This is a genomic window from Kitasatospora sp. NPDC050463 (genome assembly GCF_040655255.1).
In the GTDB taxonomy this organism is placed as follows: Bacteria; Actinomycetota; Actinomycetes; order Streptomycetales; family Streptomycetaceae; genus Kitasatospora.
On record NZ_JBFAJO010000018.1, the window covers coordinates 14,350 to 30,088 of the forward strand.

Genomic DNA, 15,739 nt, shown 5'->3' on the forward strand with positions numbered 1-15,739 from the left:
CCTTTCACCAGTGGCGGCCGGCGGGCAGCCGGTCGAGTTCGGGGCTGGACAGGTGCAGCACCCGGTAGCGGGTGCCCGGGGCGGCCTCGGGCGCGGGGCCGTTCCAGAGCGCGACGCGCAGCAGCTCCCAGCGGTCGGGGTCGACGGCCACGGCGGCCGTGTGCAGGGCGGGGCCGTCGGGCAGGGACGCGAGCGCGGCCTCGACGGCCTCGGCCGGGTCGGTGCCCTCCGGGAGTCGTTCGAGGTGGCGGGTGGCGGACGCCGCGGCCCCGTCCGCGGTGCCGCGGCGCAGACCGGCGCCGAGCCAGTGCCGGACGGCCGGGCGGCCGAAGTCGGCGCTCAGGCCCCGGAAGCCCGGGCCCCAGAGGAAGCTGTTCATGCCCTCGGGGGTGCGCCAGAGATAGAACGGGGCGTACTGGTTGACGGGCGAGAGGTCCTGGCCGCACTCGCGGACCAGGTACGCCTTGAGGCCGAGGCCCGGGTGGGCGTCAAGCAGGTGGCCCTTGGCGGCGACCCGGCGGTGGATGATCCCCATGTCGTAGTCGGCGGGGAAGGTGATCTCGTACTGCATCGCGTGCACGGCGGGCTCCTCGCGAGGGCTTCGGAAAGGGCTGGGGCAGGCCGGGCCGAGCGGCTCTCAGTCGGTGCGGTAGGCGGCGAGCAGCCCCAGGGCGCCCCGGACGGCCTGGTCGAAGGGCTCGGCCCGCCCGGCCGCGCGGGCGAGCACGTAGCCGCCCTGGACGACGGCGACCACGGCGGCGGCGGTGTCGGCCGGGTCGACGGAGGGGGTGAGTTCACCCGCGGCCTGACCCTCCGCGATCACCTCGGCGAGCCGGCCGCGCAGCCAGTCGAAGGTGTCCTCGACCGGGGCGCGCAGCTGCGGGTCGGCGACGACGTCCGGATCCTGCGCCATCCGGCCGATCCGGCAGCCGCGCAGCACGTCGCGCTCGCGGCCGAGATAGCCGGCGATCCGCTCGTAGGCGGTGCCGGGGGCGGTCAGATCCGCCTCGGCGAGGGCACGCAGTTGCTCGGCGCTGCGGCGCAGGGCGGCGGCGGCGAGGTCGGGTTTGCCGGCGAAGTGGTGGTACATGCTGCCCTGGCCGACGCCGGCGCGCTGCTGGATGGCCTTGGGGCTGGTACCGACGTAGCCGCGTTCCCAGAGGAGTTCCTGGGTGCTCTCGATGAGGCGGTCCTGGGTTGCCATGCCGCCACTGTACCTACTGGTACGTACAGCTGTACATACCAGTAGGTACAGAATGTCGGCCGGGTCCTGCGGACGTGGGTGGGCCGTGGGCCGCCCCGGCGGTCCACGGCCCCGCGTGACCACCGTCCCCCGGTCCACGGCCCCGCGTGACCACCGCCCCCCGGTACGCCGCGCCGCACCGGCGTTCCTCCGGCAGTCCGAACGGGTCGAAGTGGCGCGGGCCGTCGCCCTTGCCGACGATCAGTTCGATTCGGCCGCCGGAGAGTTGGCCGAGCACCGCGTGGCCCTCGGCGTCCCACCGCGTGGTCCTCGGCGTCCCGGACGGGATCCAGGACGGGCCGGAGCTCGACCGGGCGGTATTCCTGGCAGGATGTCCGGCATGACGTACCTCGCCGCGGATGACCGCTACGCCTCGATGACCTTCCGCCGGGCCGGCCGCAGTGGCGTCCAGCTGCCCGCCGTCTCGCTCGGCCTGTGGCACAACTTCGGTGACGCCCAACCGCTGGAGGTGCAGCGGGCGGTACTGCGCCGCGCCTTCGACCGGGGCATCACCCACTTCGACCTGGCGAACAACTACGGCCCGCCGTACGGCAGCGCCGAGCGCAACTTCGGCTACCTCTTCGCGCAGGACTTCCGCCCCTACCGGGACGAGCTGTTCATCGCCAGCAAGGCGGGCTGGGACATGTGGCCCGGCCCGTACGGCAACGGCGGCAGCCGCAAGTACCTGCTGGCCAGCCTGGACCAGTCACTGGGCCGGATGGGCCTGGACTACGTGGACGTCTTCTACTCGCACCGCTACGACCCGGACACCCCGCTCGAGGAGACGATGGGCGCGCTGGACGCGGCGGTGCGCTCGGGGAAGGCCCTCTACGCGGGGATCTCCAACTACCCGGCGGAGCAGCACCGGGAGGCGGTGGAGATCCTGCGCGAGCTGGGCAGCCCGGTACTGCTGAACCAGTCCGCCTACTCGATCCTCAACCGCTCCGTGGAGGAGGGGGTACTGGACGCGGTGGGCGACACCCGGACCAGCCTGATCGCCTACTCCCCGCTCGCCCAGGGCCTACTGACGGACCGTTACCTCTCCGGCGACGTGCCGGCCGGGTCGCGGATGTCGGTCGGGCGGTTCCTGAAGGAGGAGGCGCTGACCGGTCCGAAGCTGGAGCAGTTGCGCTCGCTCGCCAAGGTGGCGGAGCGGCGCGGGCAGACCCTCGCCCAGCTGGCCCTCTCCTGGGTCCTGCGGGACGACCGGGTGGTGTCGGTGATCATCGGCGCGAGCAGCGTGGCCCAGCTCGACCAGAACATCGACGCGCTGAACGGCGGCCCGCTGACCGCCGAGGAGCTGGCGGAGATCGACGCGCTCAGCCGCTGAACCGCCCCGCCCCGGCAGGTCGTCCGGTGTGTGCCGAGCCGTCTCGGGCCGCACCGCGTGACCTGCCGGGACTTCGGGCGTTGTACCGTCCGCACACGTCCTTCGAGACCCCGGGAGTCCCCGTGCGGACGATCCTCCTGCGCACCCTGGCGCGCTTCGCCCGGCAACTGGCGCTGACCTCGCCCGTGCCGTTCCCCCTCCTGCCGGGGACCTTCCGCTATCCGCTGGCGGCGGCCGACGCCGAGCGCGGGTAGCACCGCCCCGGCGACCCGGTGGGCCTCTTCGAGCAGCGACTCGCCGGAGAGGACGAAGGTGTCCACGCCGAGCGACTCGAACTCCCGGAGGCGCTCGACGGCCCGGACGGTCGAGCCGCCCACCGCGGTACCGGGGCCGGCGCGGCCCAGGCTCGCCCCGGGTCGGAGATCCGGATGGCTCTCCAACTCCTCGGGCACGCGCGGACCTGCGCGGCCGCACTCGCCGTCCTGCTGCTGCCTCCCGACCCGGCAGAACCGACGAGAGGTCACCACACGGCTGCGGGCCGGGCGTTCGGAGGAACGCCCGGCCCGCACCATGGGAATCGGCGGCGGATCACGCCACCGGCGTGTACTTGTAGCCCACCCGGCGGACCGTCACGATGCTGTCCCGGTAGGCCGCGCCGAGCTTGCGGCGCAGGCGCGCCACGTGCACGTCAACCGTGCGGCCGTCGCCGACGTGGCCGTAGCCCCAGACGGCGGAGACCAGGTGGTCACGGGTGTGCACCCGCTGCGGGTGCTCGGTCAGGTGTGCCAGCAGCTCGAACTCCAGGTAGGTGAGGTCGAGCAGCCGCCCGTCGACGTAGGCGTTGCGGCGCTCGACGTCGACGGCGATGCCGTGACCGGCGGGCCGGACCGGACGGACGGCGGCCGGCGCCGCCACCTGCGCCTCGACCCGACCCTGGAGCCGGTCCTGGGCCCGGCCCTGCCCCTGGGCGGCCTGCGCGTGCGCGGCCGGACCCGGGCCGTTCTGGACGGCAGCCGCGGGAACGGCCCCACCGAACGGCCCACCGCTCTCAGCGGGCACCAGCACCAGGTAGCCGACCATCGGGTGACCGGCCGCACCGCCGAACTGCGCGCCGTACTGGGCGAGCAGAGCCTGCGGCAGCGAGCCCTGCGGGAGCGCGGCCACCACGGTGGCCCCCTCCGGCAGCGCCGCGAGCAGCGCCTGCGGCGGCGGTACGACCTGGCCGGTCTGCGGCGCCGGGGCCGGGGCGTGCGTCAGGACGTGCGACGGGGCCTGGCCGGCGCCCGGGTACTGCGGGGCCGCCTGGCGCTGCGGGGCGGCGGAGTGCTGCGGGATCGTCCCGCCGTGCCATCGTTCGGCGTTCGAGGGAACGGAGCGGACCGCGCGCAGGTGCGGGGTCGCGGCGGGCAGGGGAAGGGTGGCCGTGGAGGAAGAAGACATGGTGCCGCTCATTTCGCGCGTGACGGACGGGGTGGAGTCGTCTGCGCGTCGACCGGGCGTACCGCCGGAGGCTGAACCGAGGTCAGCGGGCGGAGAGCCGGGACGCGCTGGGCGAACCCGGACACGTCTGGTCGAACAGGTGCGGCTGCCGGGACGGCCAGAACGGCTCGAGGTCGAGGTGACCTCGGCTGCTGTCCACGACGTTGCTCATGCGCCTATTGAACCATGTGAACGGACCGTTGCACCGCGCTCGGTGCGACGCTCCCGGCGCGCCGACGGGCTCGGCGGCAGCGGGGGTGGAGGTGGGGCGGGCGAGGTTCACTGGTGCTCTCCGCGAAGCGGGTCCGGGCAACGGGAACACGCCGGACAGGGCGTCCGGTGCGACCGGGTCGACGAGTTGACGGACGGTCAGAACATGGCGCGACAGCCGTGGCAGGCGGGTCGGGCCGGGAGATCCGTCGGACTACCGGGGGCGGGCCGATCCGCCACGACAGCAGGCGCTGCAGATCAGCGCCTGGTCGATGTACCGGCGGATCGTCAGGGCCGGTGTGACCGGGGCGGGCTCGGCGACGGCGCGGCGGTGGTCGACGGTCACGGTACTGCCCTCCCCCTGGTCCTGAACACGACTGCGCGCGGCCGCGCCCGTGGTGCGCCGCGGCGGTACCTGCGGCGTTCCGGTGTGCTCCGAGGCGTCCCGACGGCAGGGCCGGGCGGCCTTCGTCCCAGAGCCTTCCACGCCGGACCGGCTCAAGGCAACCTTCCGCCCGCCGTCCGTCCGGCATGCGGACGCCCGAATGAGACGTCGGTTCGTCGGCGCCGCGCCGGTCAGGCCCGCCCCGGGGTGCGCCGGCGCCGCGCACCGGCGTGCTCGACCAGGGCGACCAGCACGTCCTTGCCGTCCTCGCGCCGGCGGGCGTCACAGAGCAGCACCGGGATCCCCGGGTCCAGATCGAGGGCGTCCCGGACCTCCTCCACGGCGAACAGCTCGGTGCCGTCGAAGCAGTTCACGGCCACCACGAAGGGGATGCCGCGCTGCTCGAAGAAGTCCACCGAGGGGAAGCAGTCCGCCAGTCGGCGGGTGTCGGCGAGTACCACCGCACCGAGCGCGCCACGCGCCAGCTCGTCCCAGACGAACCAGAACCGGTCCTGGCCCGGGGTACCGAACAGGTAGAGCGCGAGCCCGGCGCGCAGGTCGATCCGGCCGAAGTCCATCGCCACGGTGGTGGTCCGTTTGGCCTCCACCCCCGCCGTGTCGTCCACCGGGCGGCCGAGTTCGCTCAGCTCCTCCTCGGTGCGCAGCGGGCGGATCTCGCTGACCGCGCCGACCAGCGTGGTCTTGCCCGCGCCGAAGCCGCCCGCGACCAGGATCTTCACCGCGGCCGCCGGACCACCGCGCCAGCGCGGGTCGTTGGCCGTGGCACCGGCGGCGGCGTTCTCATGGTGGTCAGAGCGCACGGAGTCCATCGATCACGTCTCGCAGCAGGCGCTCGTCCGGCAGCTCGGCGAGCGGAACGGGTCGGGTGACGCTGATCAGCTCGGCGTCGTACAGATCGCCGAGCAGCACGCGGACCACACTGACCGGCAGGTCGGTGTAGGAGCCGAGCTCGGCGACGGACAGCGGCTCGCGGCGGCACCAGTCCAGGAGGGTCTGGTGCTCCGGGTCGAGCACGGGCGCGGGCACGGCCCCGGCCTGCGGCGCGGGTTCGGCGGCGGTGATCAGTGAGATCAGGTCGAACAGACCGTCCTCGACCGGACGGGTGCGACCCCGGGTCATCGAGTACAGCCGCACCACCGGGCCGGCGTCGTCGTCGAACCACCGGTCGTCGACCGGGGTGCGCGGCTGGAACAGGTCGACCTCGGACTCGTCCCCGACCAGGTCCCCCTGTTCCAGCTCCGCCTCCTCCTCCGCCATCGAACCGCTCATCTCCCCGGCGGGGCGGCTTCGGTGCGCGGCTCGGCGGCCATGTGCTCGCCGACCCGCTTGACCAGCAGGGCCATCTCGTAGGCGATCTGGCCGATGTCGGCCTCGGCCTCGCTCAGCACCGCCAGGCAGCTGCCGTCGCCGGCCGCGGTGATGAAGAGGAAGGCCTCGTCCAGCTCGACCATGGTCTGGCGGACGCCGCCGACCTTGAAGTGCCCGCCGGCGCCCTTGGCCAGGCTGTGGAAGCCGGCCGCGACGGCGGCCAGGTGCTCGGCGTCCTCGCGGTCGAGGTCGCGGGAGGCCCCGGTGGCCAGTCCGTCGCTGGACAGGATCACCGCGTGCCGCAGGGCCGCGACGCGCCCCACGAGATCGTCGAGAAGCCAGTTGAGGTCCCCGGACGACTGCGTCGAAGTGGTCATGAATCTCTTCCTTCCGCTGGAGCGGGTGGTGCGGGTGGTGCCTGTACTGCGGGTGTTGAGGGTGTTGTCTCTGTGGCGCGCGGGGCGAGCGGGCCGCCCGGCACCCGGCGCGCGAGCGGGGCCCGGTCGCCGGGCGGCGGGGCGGACAGGGCAGCGGGAGCCGGCGCCGGGGTGATCGCGCGACGGGTCTGGTCCGACGGCTGGCGGCCGGGCACGCCGGCGGGCGGGGTCGGCGCCGGGGCGGCGGATCCGCGCCCCCGGGTGAAGCCGCGCTGGAAGGAGGCGAACGTCGCCCGCGCCTCCTCCGGCGAGCGCTCGCGGAGGGTCTCGGCAGCGGGCCGCTCGGGCTGCTGGACGGCGCGCTCCCTGAGCTGGGGCGCGAGGCTGGCCTGCCGGACGCGGCGCGGCAGCGGGCCGGGCCCGTCGGGGCGCCGGCCGGTCGGCCGCGACTGCTCGGCGGCCCGCACGGCCGGCAGCGGCTCGGCGGCCCGCGCGGCCTGCTGCGGCCGCTCGACCGGCGTGCTGCCCGTGGTGTCGGCGGCAGCGCCGTCCCGACGGCGGGCGACGACGTCCGGCGAGCCGGCCTCGGCGGCCACCGACGCGGCCAGGCCCTCCCGGCGGTGGCGGCCGGAGCCCCGGACGTCCTCGTCGGGCGACGCCGTCACCGGCGTGGGCCCGCTCCTGTTCCGGGCCCGGCGCGGCAGACCGCCCGGGGTACGGGCCGTTTCGGGCGCCGAGGGACGCGGGCCACCGCTCCCCCGGTGCCGTCCGCCCTGGTCGGACTGCGTCCCGCCGGCCCGGCGGCTCTCCACCCCGGCCCCGGCCCCGCCGTCGGCCGTACCGCTCACGTCGGCCCCGCCCCTGGTGCCCGAGTCGCCCGGCGCGGGCACCACGGCCAGGTCGCGCTCACCGTGCCGGGCCGGCACCGCACGCCGACCGGGCGCCGCCCCGGCCGCCGCCGACCCGTCCGACGCGTCCGCCAGCAGCTCGCGCGGGATCAGCACCACCGCGGTCGTCCCCCCGTACGGCGACGGCCGCAGGTGGACCCGGATGCCGTGCCGCCGGGCCAGCCGGCTGACCACGAACAGGCCCAGGCGGTCGGTGTCCGCGAGGTCGAACTCCTGCTCCACCGCGAGGCGTTCGTTGATCTCGGCGAGCGCCTGCTCGCTCAGCCCGAGCCCCCGGTCGTCGATCTCCAGCGCGAATCCGTGCGCCACCACCTCGCCCTGGACGGTCACCTGGGTGCTCGGCGGGGAGTAGACGGCGGCGTTCTCGACCAGTTCGGCGACCAGGTGGGTGACGTCCGCGACCGCACTGCCGAGCAGCCCGGTGCCGGGGAACGGCCGGACGATCACCCGGGCGTAGTCCTCCACCTCGCCGACGGCGGCGCGGACCACGTCCACCATCCGCACCGGCTTGCGCCAGGCCCGCCCCGGGGAGCCCCCCGCCAGGATGATCAGGCCTTCGGCGTGGCGGCGCATGCGGGTGGTGAGGTGGTCGACCTTGAAGAGGTCCTCCAGCTCCGCCGGATCCTCGGTGCGGCGCTCCATGGTGTCCAGCAGCGTCAGCTGGCGGTGCAGCAGCACCTGGCTGCGGCGGGCCAGGTTCACGAAGACGGCCGAGACCCCGCGCCGCAGATCGGCCTGTTCGACGGCCGCCTCGACGGCGGCCCGCTGGACGGCGTTGATCGCCCGCCCGACCTGGCCGATCTCGGCCGGGCCGAACTGCAGCTCCGGCGCCTCGGTCGCGACGTCCACCGCCTCGCCCCGGCGCAGCCTCAGCATCACCGAGGGCAGCCGGGTGCCGGCCAGCTCGTTGGCGGCGTTGCGCAGGCCGATCAGCTCGCGGGCCAGGCCCCGGCCTATTCGGTAGGAGATCATCACCGACAGCACCACGGCGACCAGACCGATCGCACCGGCGATGCCGCCGCGCCAGAGCAGCCCGATCGCGTACGAGCGCTCGCGGTCGCCGATCGCGCCCGCCAGCCGGGTGTTGATCGCGGCGAGGTCGCCCAGCGCCCGGTCGGCGGTCTCCCGCCAGGAGTCGCCGTTGATCGCCTGGACCACCCGCTCCGGCCCGCCCGCGCCCACGAAGTCGGCCTCGGCCCGGGACAGCGCCGCCCAGGCCTCGCCGCCGCGCAGCGCGATGTAGTCGCTCTGGTCGACCGGGTCGAGCTCGGCGATGTAGACGGTGAACAGCGCCTGCTGGTTGTGCAGGGCGTCCAGCGCGACCTGGTACTGCTCGGCGGTGGGCCGGCCGGGGGCGGTGCGCAGGCCCTCCATCGCCGCGTCCTCCTGGGAGAGGTACTCGCGGGCCCGGGCCAGCTCGATCAGGATCGTCCCCTGACGGGGCAGCTGGCCGCTCTGGCGGGCGACGAAGGCGGACCGGAAGCCGAAGGTGGGCTTGACCAGGTCGCCGTACTGGCCGAGCGCGAACTCCCAGTTGAGCGAGGAGCGGCTGATCTGGCTGCGCAGCGGGGTCAGCTGGTCGGCGGCCGCGAGGATCTGCAGGTACCGGCCGCGCTGCGCCGTGTCGAGCTTGCCGCCGTCCCCGGTCTTCTTCTCCCGCAGCACCGCGAGGTCCCGGTCGGTGACGGCCTGGGCCCGCTCGAAGGCGTCCCGGGCGGCCTGCGAAGCCGGATCGGCCAGCCGCTGGACGGCGGCGCGGCGCTCGTTCTGCAGGTCGTAGGCGTACTGGTCGACCGGCTTGCCGAACTCCCTGTACGTACTGCTGACCGCCAGCTGGCTCCAGACGTCTCCGGTGGTGGCGAGGGTCGCGTACACCCACAGGGCGGTGAGCGCGACGATGGGCACCAGGAGCAGCGCGATGATCTTCGCGCGGATCGAGCTGCTGCGCAGACGCATGGAGTCCTCGGTCGGGAAGTGCCAGGCGCGGACGGGGAGCGGTTCGAAGGGACGGTCGGCAGAGACGGGGCGGGTGGTGGCGGTAGGGCGGCGGTGCGGGGTTCTGCGGGCCCTGCGGGGTGGTGTTCCCGCGGGGTTTCGTTCGGGGTTTTCGAGGGTTGGAGCAGGCCCGGCCGGAAGGCCCCGGCCGCAGGTCTGCGAGAGCCTACTACGCCCTGACCACTCGTTCGAGGGTCGAACCCGCCCTCTCCCCACCCCCGCCCCGATCATGTCCGAATCATCCCGGACATCCCGGATTCACCCCTTGGGCACCCCTCCCAGCCATCCCCCGTTACGGCACTTTCCACACGGGCAGGTGCCGATCTCGTCGCGCCACGGTCACAACCCTGGGCAGTGACAGAGCAATCCGATAGTTTCGCTCCACCTGCCCGACCGTTCAGCGCGCCGCCGATCCGGACGCCCGTACGGGCCCGGCAGGCAGGGGCCACAACGGGATCGGGGGCAATGTGCGCGAGTTCACCTCCCCCGCGCCGGCCGGGCCCCCGGCCACCGGCGGGCTGGCCGACTCGCTCTACGACACCGCCGAACGCACGTCCGACCTGGTCCAGTTGGCCCGCCGGGTGGACGGTGACCCGCAGTGGCACGAGGTCACCGCGACCGCCTTCCGGGACGAGGTGCTGGCGCTGGCCAAGGGCCTGCTGACCCGGGGCGTCCGGTACGGCGACCGGGTCGCGCTGATGTCCCGCACCCGCTACGAGTGGACGCTGTTCGACTACGCGCTCTGGTCGATCGGCGCGATCACCGTCCCGATCTACCCCACCGCGGCGCCCGAGCAGGTCCGCTGGATCCTTGCCGAGACCCAGGCGGTGGCCTGCCTGGTCGAGGACGAGGACCACGCCATGACGGTCGGCGCGGTCTGCGACGCGCTGCCCGACCTCACCGGCATCTGGCAGCTGGACCGGGGCTGCGTCGCCGCGATCACGGAGGACGGGCGCGGGGTGCCCGACTCGCTCGTGCACCGCCAGCGGCTCGGCGTCTCGGCCGAGAACGTCGCCACCGTCGTCTACACCTCCGGCACCACCGGTCGGCCCAAGGGCTGCCTGCTCACCCACGCCAATCTGGCCTCGGCGGCCGACGCCCTGCTCGACGGCTGGGCCGAGGTCTTCGCGGACACCGGCGGCGGCCAGCCGTCCACACTGCTCTTCCTCCCGCTGGCGCACGTCTACGGCCGGATGGTGCAGATCGCGGCGATCCGCGGCGGCTTCCGGATCGGGCACATCCCCGAGGTCTCCACCGAGGCCCTGCTGCCCGCGCTCGCCTCCTACCAGCCGACCTTCCTGCACCTCGTCCCCTACGTCTTCGACAAGGTCTTCCAGCAGGTTCGGCGGGCGGCCGAGGAGGCCGGGCGCGGCGAACTCTTCGAGCAGGCCCGGCAGGTGGCCGTCGAGTGGGCGACCGCCCGCGAGCAGCGCGCGCTGGGCAGCGGCCCCGGCCCCGGCCCCCGCCTGCGACTGCGGCACCTGGCGTACGAGCGGACCGTCTACCAGCGGCTGCGGGCCGTGCTCGGCGGCCGGGTGCGGGGCGTGATGTGCGGCGGCTCGACCCTCAACCGGGACCTCGCCCTGTTCTTCACCGGCATCGGCCTCGACCTGTACGAGGGCTACGGCCTGACCGAGACCTCCGCCGCGATCACCGCCAACCCGGCCGGCCGGCCGAAGCTGGGCACGGTCGGCCGGCCGGTGCCCGGCGCCTCGGTGGCCATCGCCGACGACGGCGAGGTGTGGGTCCGCGGCGCCGGCGTCTTCGGCGGCTACCTCAACCACCCGGAGTGCACCGAGGAATCGTTGTACGACGGCTGGTTCGGCACCGGGGACCTCGGCCGGCTGGATGAGGACGGCTACCTCACCCTCACCGGGCGCAAGAAGGACCTGATCGTCACCAGCAGCGGCAAGAACCTCGCCCCGGCCACGCTGGAGGAACGGGTGCAGTCGCACCCGCTGGTCTCGCAGTGCCTGGTGGTCGGCGACGACCGCCCGTACGTGGCCGCGCTGATCACGCTCGACCCGCCGGCACTGGCGCACTGGCTGAAGTCGCACGGGCGGGAGCAGCTGGACCCGTGGGCGGTGCTCTCCGACGAACAGCTGCACGCGGAGATCCAGCGGGCGGTGGCCGCGGCGAACACCGCCGTCTCGCGCGCCGAGTCGATCCGCGCGTTCCGCCTGCTGCCCCGCGAGTTCGGCGTCGACCAGGGGCTGCTGACGCCCTCGCTGAAACTGCGACGATCGGCGATCACCGAGTACTACCGGCCGGACATCGAGGAGCTCTACACCACCTGACGGTGCGTCTTGTCCCTTTCCCGGCACGGTGCACGCCCCGTCCGCGGCTCGCCACTCCCTTGACGATCCGAGTGGTCCAGTCCATTGTTTTGCCTCGGTCCGAGTGCGGCACGCCGACGGCTCCCACCCCCTCGGGGAGCGCTCCACCCCGTTCCACACACCCTCCCCACGGGTGTGTTCCCACTGCCCCCACGCAGGAGTCTCACGTGTCCATGTCCTCGCGCCTGTCGGCGCTGGCCGCCTGCACGCTGCTCGCCGTCTGCGGCCTCGCGGCGCCGGCCTCCGCCGAGCCCACGCCCGGCGCGCCCGCGGCGCCCACCGTCAACCTGGCCACCAACCCGGGCTTCGAGATCCCCGCCTCCTCGCTCGCCGACTGGGGCAGCGTCCCCGGCTGGCACTGCACCGGCGGCCCCGCCGAGGCGGGCGTCACCACCACCGCCCCGCACTCCGGCGGCTCCGCCCTCGCCGTCACCCCGGCGGGCGACGACTCCAACGGCGAGTGCGCGCAGACCGTCTCGGTCCAGCCCAACACCACCTACACCGCCTCGGCCTGGGTGCGCGGCGCGTTCGTCCACCTCGGCGCCACCGGCACCGGCCGTGACGTCGCCCCCGCCTGGACGGAGAACACCAACGGCGGCTGGCAGAAGCTCACCGCCCGCTTCACCACCGGACCCACCGCGCGCACCGTGCGGCTGTACGTCCACGGCTGGTACCAGCAGGGCCCGTTCGCCGTCGACGACGTCCGCGTCGACGGCCCGGCCGCCGCCCCCGCGACCGCCGCCGGCACGGTGGCGACCAGCGACCGGGTCGTCTTCTTCACCGTGGACGACGGCTGGCAGCGCACCCCCGAGGCGGAGCGGTTCATCGCCGACCACCAGCTGCCGATCACCGCCTTCCCGCTGCCGATGCCGGCCGCCACCGACCCGGACTTCTTCCGGCGCGTCACCGCCGTCCCCGGCTCCTCCGTCCAGGACCACAGCGTCTCCCACCCGGACCTGACCACGCTCTCCCCCGCCGCGCAGCAGGTCGAGATCTGCGACGCCCGCGACGCCCTGACCCGCACCTTCGGCACCGCCCCGACCGTCTTCCGCCCGCCGTACTTCACCTGGAACGCCGACACCCTGCAGGCCGCCGCCAACTGCGGCATCCGCACCGTACTGACCGCCGACGCCGACTTCAGCTGGGGCGCCTCCACCATCTGGCACGAGGGCACCCTCTCCCCCGGCGACGTCGTGCTGCTCCACTGGACGGACACCCTCGCCGGAGACCTCCAGCGCGCCCTCGCCGCCGCCACCGCAGCCGGCCTGACCCCCGCCGGCCTGACCTCCTACCTGCACTGACCGCCCCCGGTGCGCCGCCGGCCGATCAGCTCGGTCGACGGCGCACCGCCTTGTCCCCCGGGTCCGACCGGCTACCCCCGACGAGCCGCTCAAGCCCGTTCCCGCTCGTTGACAGATTGCGGAGCAGGTGGCTTCAATGAGGGCGTGCAGCGCGGTGTCGGCCAAAGAGAACCGGGCCGGCCGGCGACCGCGCGAGCACCTTTCACCGAGGGACGATGCGCGATGAGTTCTTACTCCGCTCCCCTGATCTGACGCAAGTGGCTGCGGCGGTGCCCGCGCGCTCGCTTCGTCCTTGCTGCCTGCCGCGTCCGAGCCGGTGCGCCGCTGTGGCCTTCACTCCCCGTGTTCCGGAGAATCCACAGGCGTATGCCCATGTCTTTCAATCAAACGATCATCGAGGAATTCCGTGCCAACGCCGGGCGGGTCGGCGGCCCCTTCGAGGGCGGTGACCTGCTGCTGCTGACCACCACCGGCGCGCGGACCGGGCAGGCGCACACGGTGCCGCTCGGATACATCCGCGCGGACGGTCTGCTGCTGGTCGTCGCGTCTGCGGCCGGGGCGCCGGACCACCCGCAGTGGTACCGCGATCTGCTGGCTCACCCCGTGGTGCGGGTGGAACTCGGCACCGAGGTGTTCGAGGCGATCGCGGTGCCGGCCGAGGGCGCCCGGCGGGACAAGCTGTTCGAGGCGGCGGTCCGGGCCGCACCGGGTTACGGCGACTACCAGGCGCACACCACGCGGGTGCTGCCGGTGGTGGTACTGGAACAGGACACGGCCGAGCCGCGCCAGGTGGCCGACCTCGCGGACAAGCTGCTGGAGGTGCACACCTGGCTGCGCGGCCAGCTGCGGCACGTGCGGGCGGAGGTCGACGCGTACTTCGCCGACGGGCAGCCGGGGGACGGCCGCCCGCCCGGCCTCGGGCTGCAGGTGCGCCAGCACTGCCTCGCGTTCTGCGAGGGGCTGACCCACCATCACACCGGTGAGGACGCCGCGATCTTCCCCGCCCTGGCCCGGAGCCACCCGCAGCTGCGCGAGACGCTGGACCGGCTGGGCGAGGAGCACCGGGTGGTCGGCCGGATCAAGGACGAACTGGTGGCCCTGCTGTCCGGGATCGGGGCGGCCGATCCGCAGCGGTTCCGGGCGGAGCTGACCCGGATGTCGACCGAGCTGGAGGCTCACCTGGCCTACGAGGAGGAGGCGTTGCTGCCGGTGCTCGCCGGCGTCCCGTTCCCGCCGACGCGGTGAGCCCGGGGCGGTGAGCCCGGCGGTGAGCCCGGCGGTGGGACCACTGCGCCGGCCGGCCCCGCCACGGAGGTGGACGGGACCGGCCGGCGCCCGGGTACCGCGCCGGTTACACCTGCGCGGAGAACACCGGGAGGTAGCCGCCCGACTGGCCGACGGCCTTCGGGTGGTAGCTCTCCTCCACGGGCAGGGTGGTGCTGTTCAGCCAAGTGGTCTGGGAACCACAGATCTCGTGCTCGGTGAAGGCGCTCCGGACGTCGCCGAACGCGAAGCCGGCATCGGCGGCCCGCTTCGCGATGACACCGTCGAGCGTGTCGGCCGCGCCGTTGATCGCGGCACGCTTGGTGTCACCGATGCCGAAGATGCAGCTGCCGCCGATCTTGTAGAGGTGGGGGTAGCCCAGCACCACCACGCGGGCGTTGGGCGCCTTGGCGTGGATGGCCGCGTAGACCTGGTCGAGCTGGCCGGGGAGGGTGCCGGTGGCGTAGGCCTTCGCGGTGGCGACGGCGTTGAGGCAGGCGCTCTCCGAGTCCAGCACACAGGTCTGCATGGTGCTGGCGAAGCCCGCGTCATTGCCGCCGACGCTGATGCTGACGAGCGTGGTGCCGGAGTTCAACGCCGAGAGCTGGTTGTTGAGCACATCACCGGTTCTGGCGCCGGAGCAGGCGACGAAGGAGAAGGAGGACGGCGCGTGCGCGTTCTTCCAGAGGTACGGGTAGGCGTTGGTGCTGCGCTTGCAGCTACCGCTGTCGGCCGTGTAGCTGCCGGCCCCGAGACCGGACGCGTAGGAGTCCCCCAGGGCGACGTAGTTGATGCCGGCGGCACTGGCGGATGTGGCGGTGAAGAGCGTGGTCAGCGTGAGGAGGACCGCGAGGGCGGCCAGGGACATGGCACGGGTGGGGCGTAGCATGGCACCTCCAGGAAGTGACGTGAGTCACACCTGTGATACCAGGCAGTAGCCACCACGGGAAGTGGTCATGCCAAGGCAATTGACGGTCCGTCCGACGACGGTGGAGTGAACTTCCCCGCGTGATACGGGAAGTGCGCTGGTCAGGCCCCGGCGGCGCCGTCGGGCCGGGCCGGTGGCCGATACCCCGTTCGGGGGGACGGGCGTGAGGCCGACGGGCCGTCACCCACCCGTGTCGGCACCAGGATCCGCGTCGGCGCCAGGATCCGGGGCGGGAGCGAAGTCCGGAGCCTGCGACGGAGCAGCGGACGTCGCGGGAGCACTCTGAGCCACCGCGCAGACGATCTCCAGTTCGAAGCCCTGACCGTCGATCAGGTGCACCGCCTCGCCGGTGTCCACCCGGACCGCCCACCCCGCCGCGAGCGCGGCGGCCACCGCCGAGCGCGACCCGTGCACGGCGAGGTGGTTGAGCCCGGCGCGCAGGCGCTGATGGCCGCCCGGCAGCAGCGCGGACGACTGCTCGATCACCAGATAGGCGGACCCCAGGCGCCAGCTACGGCCCCGGGGCCAGTGCTGGAACGGCTCGCAGCCGAGGGCGAGCAGCACGGGGGACCACTGCGCCTCGGCGGTGGCGAGGTCGTCCACCCAGAGCTCGACGTGATGGAAGAGCCCCACCGGATCCGGCACCGTCACCCTT

The 15,739-nt window shown here is 73.8% G+C and carries 16 protein-coding genes and 1 pseudogene; 5 read left to right on the forward strand and 12 right to left on the reverse strand.

The genetic code is table 11. The features are described 5' to 3' along the window. Nucleotides 1-4: 4 nt before the first annotated feature. Nucleotides 5-580, reverse strand: coding sequence for a DUF4865 family protein (locus AB0J08_RS13960; RefSeq protein ID WP_360632079.1), 576 nt, complete (start codon nucleotides 578-580; stop codon nucleotides 5-7). A gap of 57 nt (nucleotides 581-637) precedes the next feature. Continuing rightward, entirely contained in the window at nucleotides 638-1,204 is a 567-nt protein-coding gene (locus AB0J08_RS13965) for a TetR/AcrR family transcriptional regulator (RefSeq protein ID WP_360632082.1), read from the reverse strand. A 379-nt stretch (nucleotides 1,205-1,583) separates the two neighbouring features. Between AB0J08_RS13965 and AB0J08_RS13970 the strand changes: the two genes are divergently transcribed. Together AB0J08_RS13970 and AB0J08_RS13975 are read left to right on the forward strand one after the other, a co-directional pair. Continuing rightward, entirely contained in the window at nucleotides 1,584-2,573 is a 990-nt protein-coding gene (locus AB0J08_RS13970) for an aldo/keto reductase (RefSeq protein WP_360632085.1), read from the forward strand. A 122-nt stretch (nucleotides 2,574-2,695) separates the two neighbouring features. Next, complete coding sequence (locus AB0J08_RS13975; protein WP_360632425.1) at nucleotides 2,696-2,827, forward strand: hypothetical protein; 132 nt, start codon at nucleotides 2,696-2,698, stop codon at nucleotides 2,825-2,827. Here the strand turns inward: AB0J08_RS13975 and AB0J08_RS13980 are convergent. From AB0J08_RS13980 to AB0J08_RS14015, 8 genes and pseudogenes are all read right to left on the reverse strand, one after another. Beyond that, nucleotides 2,804-3,016 (reverse strand): annotated as a pseudogene (locus AB0J08_RS13980) (alkanesulfonate monooxygenase); the annotation flags it as partial. The gene AB0J08_RS13975 and the pseudogene AB0J08_RS13980 overlap by 24 nt on opposite strands. A 145-nt stretch (nucleotides 3,017-3,161) precedes the next feature. After that, on the reverse strand, nucleotides 3,162-3,770 hold the full coding sequence (locus AB0J08_RS13985; RefSeq protein ID WP_360632388.1) for a winged helix-turn-helix domain-containing protein: 609 nt from the start codon (nucleotides 3,768-3,770) through the stop codon (nucleotides 3,162-3,164). Between the two features lie 325 nt (nucleotides 3,771-4,095). Then, entirely contained in the window at nucleotides 4,096-4,224 is a 129-nt protein-coding gene (locus AB0J08_RS13990; RefSeq protein ID WP_360632088.1) for a hypothetical protein, read from the reverse strand. Nucleotides 4,225-4,476: 252 nt separating this feature from the next. Further along, nucleotides 4,477-4,608, reverse strand: a complete 132-nt coding sequence (locus tag AB0J08_RS13995; protein ID WP_360632091.1) for a hypothetical protein — start codon at nucleotides 4,606-4,608, stop codon at nucleotides 4,477-4,479. Nucleotides 4,609-4,838: 230 nt separating this feature from the next. Then, the gene (locus tag AB0J08_RS14000) at nucleotides 4,839-5,387 is read right to left on the reverse strand and encodes an ATP/GTP-binding protein (RefSeq protein WP_360632391.1); all 549 of its coding nucleotides are present in this window, start codon (nucleotides 5,385-5,387) and stop codon (nucleotides 4,839-4,841) included. A 70-nt stretch (nucleotides 5,388-5,457) separates the two neighbouring features. Next, nucleotides 5,458-5,925, reverse strand: a complete 468-nt coding sequence (locus tag AB0J08_RS14005) for a DUF742 domain-containing protein (RefSeq protein WP_360632094.1) — start codon at nucleotides 5,923-5,925, stop codon at nucleotides 5,458-5,460. A gap of 8 nt (nucleotides 5,926-5,933) precedes the next feature. Beyond that, nucleotides 5,934-6,353, reverse strand: a complete 420-nt coding sequence (locus AB0J08_RS14010; protein WP_329490565.1) for a roadblock/LC7 domain-containing protein — start codon at nucleotides 6,351-6,353, stop codon at nucleotides 5,934-5,936. After that, nucleotides 6,350-9,217 (reverse strand): nitrate- and nitrite sensing domain-containing protein, encoded by a 2,868-nt coding sequence (locus tag AB0J08_RS14015; RefSeq protein WP_360632097.1) that lies wholly within the window; start codon nucleotides 9,215-9,217, stop codon nucleotides 6,350-6,352. Before AB0J08_RS14015 ends, AB0J08_RS14010 begins: the two co-directional genes overlap by 4 nt. 506 nt (nucleotides 9,218-9,723) lie before the next feature. Between AB0J08_RS14015 and AB0J08_RS14020 the strand changes: the two genes are divergently transcribed. The 3 genes from AB0J08_RS14020 (at nucleotide 9,724) to AB0J08_RS14030 (ending at nucleotide 14,138) form a co-directional block, all read left to right on the forward strand. Continuing rightward, nucleotides 9,724-11,553 carry an AMP-dependent synthetase/ligase gene (locus AB0J08_RS14020; protein WP_360632100.1) on the forward strand — a complete coding sequence of 610 codons (1,830 nt, stop codon included), beginning with the start codon at nucleotides 9,724-9,726 and terminating at the stop codon, nucleotides 11,551-11,553. A gap of 212 nt (nucleotides 11,554-11,765) precedes the next feature. Further along, entirely contained in the window at nucleotides 11,766-12,893 is a 1,128-nt protein-coding gene (locus AB0J08_RS14025) for a polysaccharide deacetylase family protein (protein WP_360632103.1), read from the forward strand. Nucleotides 12,894-13,259: 366 nt separating this feature from the next. After that, a complete protein-coding gene (locus tag AB0J08_RS14030; RefSeq protein WP_360632106.1) occupies nucleotides 13,260-14,138 on the forward strand; it encodes a nitroreductase/quinone reductase family protein in 879 nt (292 codons plus the stop codon). 106 nt (nucleotides 14,139-14,244) lie between these two features. Here AB0J08_RS14030 and AB0J08_RS14035 read toward each other — a convergent pair whose 3' ends face one another. Next, a complete protein-coding gene (locus AB0J08_RS14035; protein WP_360632394.1) occupies nucleotides 14,245-15,024 on the reverse strand; it encodes an SGNH/GDSL hydrolase family protein in 780 nt (259 codons plus the stop codon). Nucleotides 15,025-15,264: 240 nt separating this feature from the next. After that, nucleotides 15,265-15,735: a glyoxalase gene (locus tag AB0J08_RS14040; RefSeq protein WP_360632109.1), complete on the reverse strand. Its 471-nt coding sequence runs from the start codon at nucleotides 15,733-15,735 to the stop codon at nucleotides 15,265-15,267. Nucleotides 15,736-15,739: the final 4 nt, after the last annotated feature.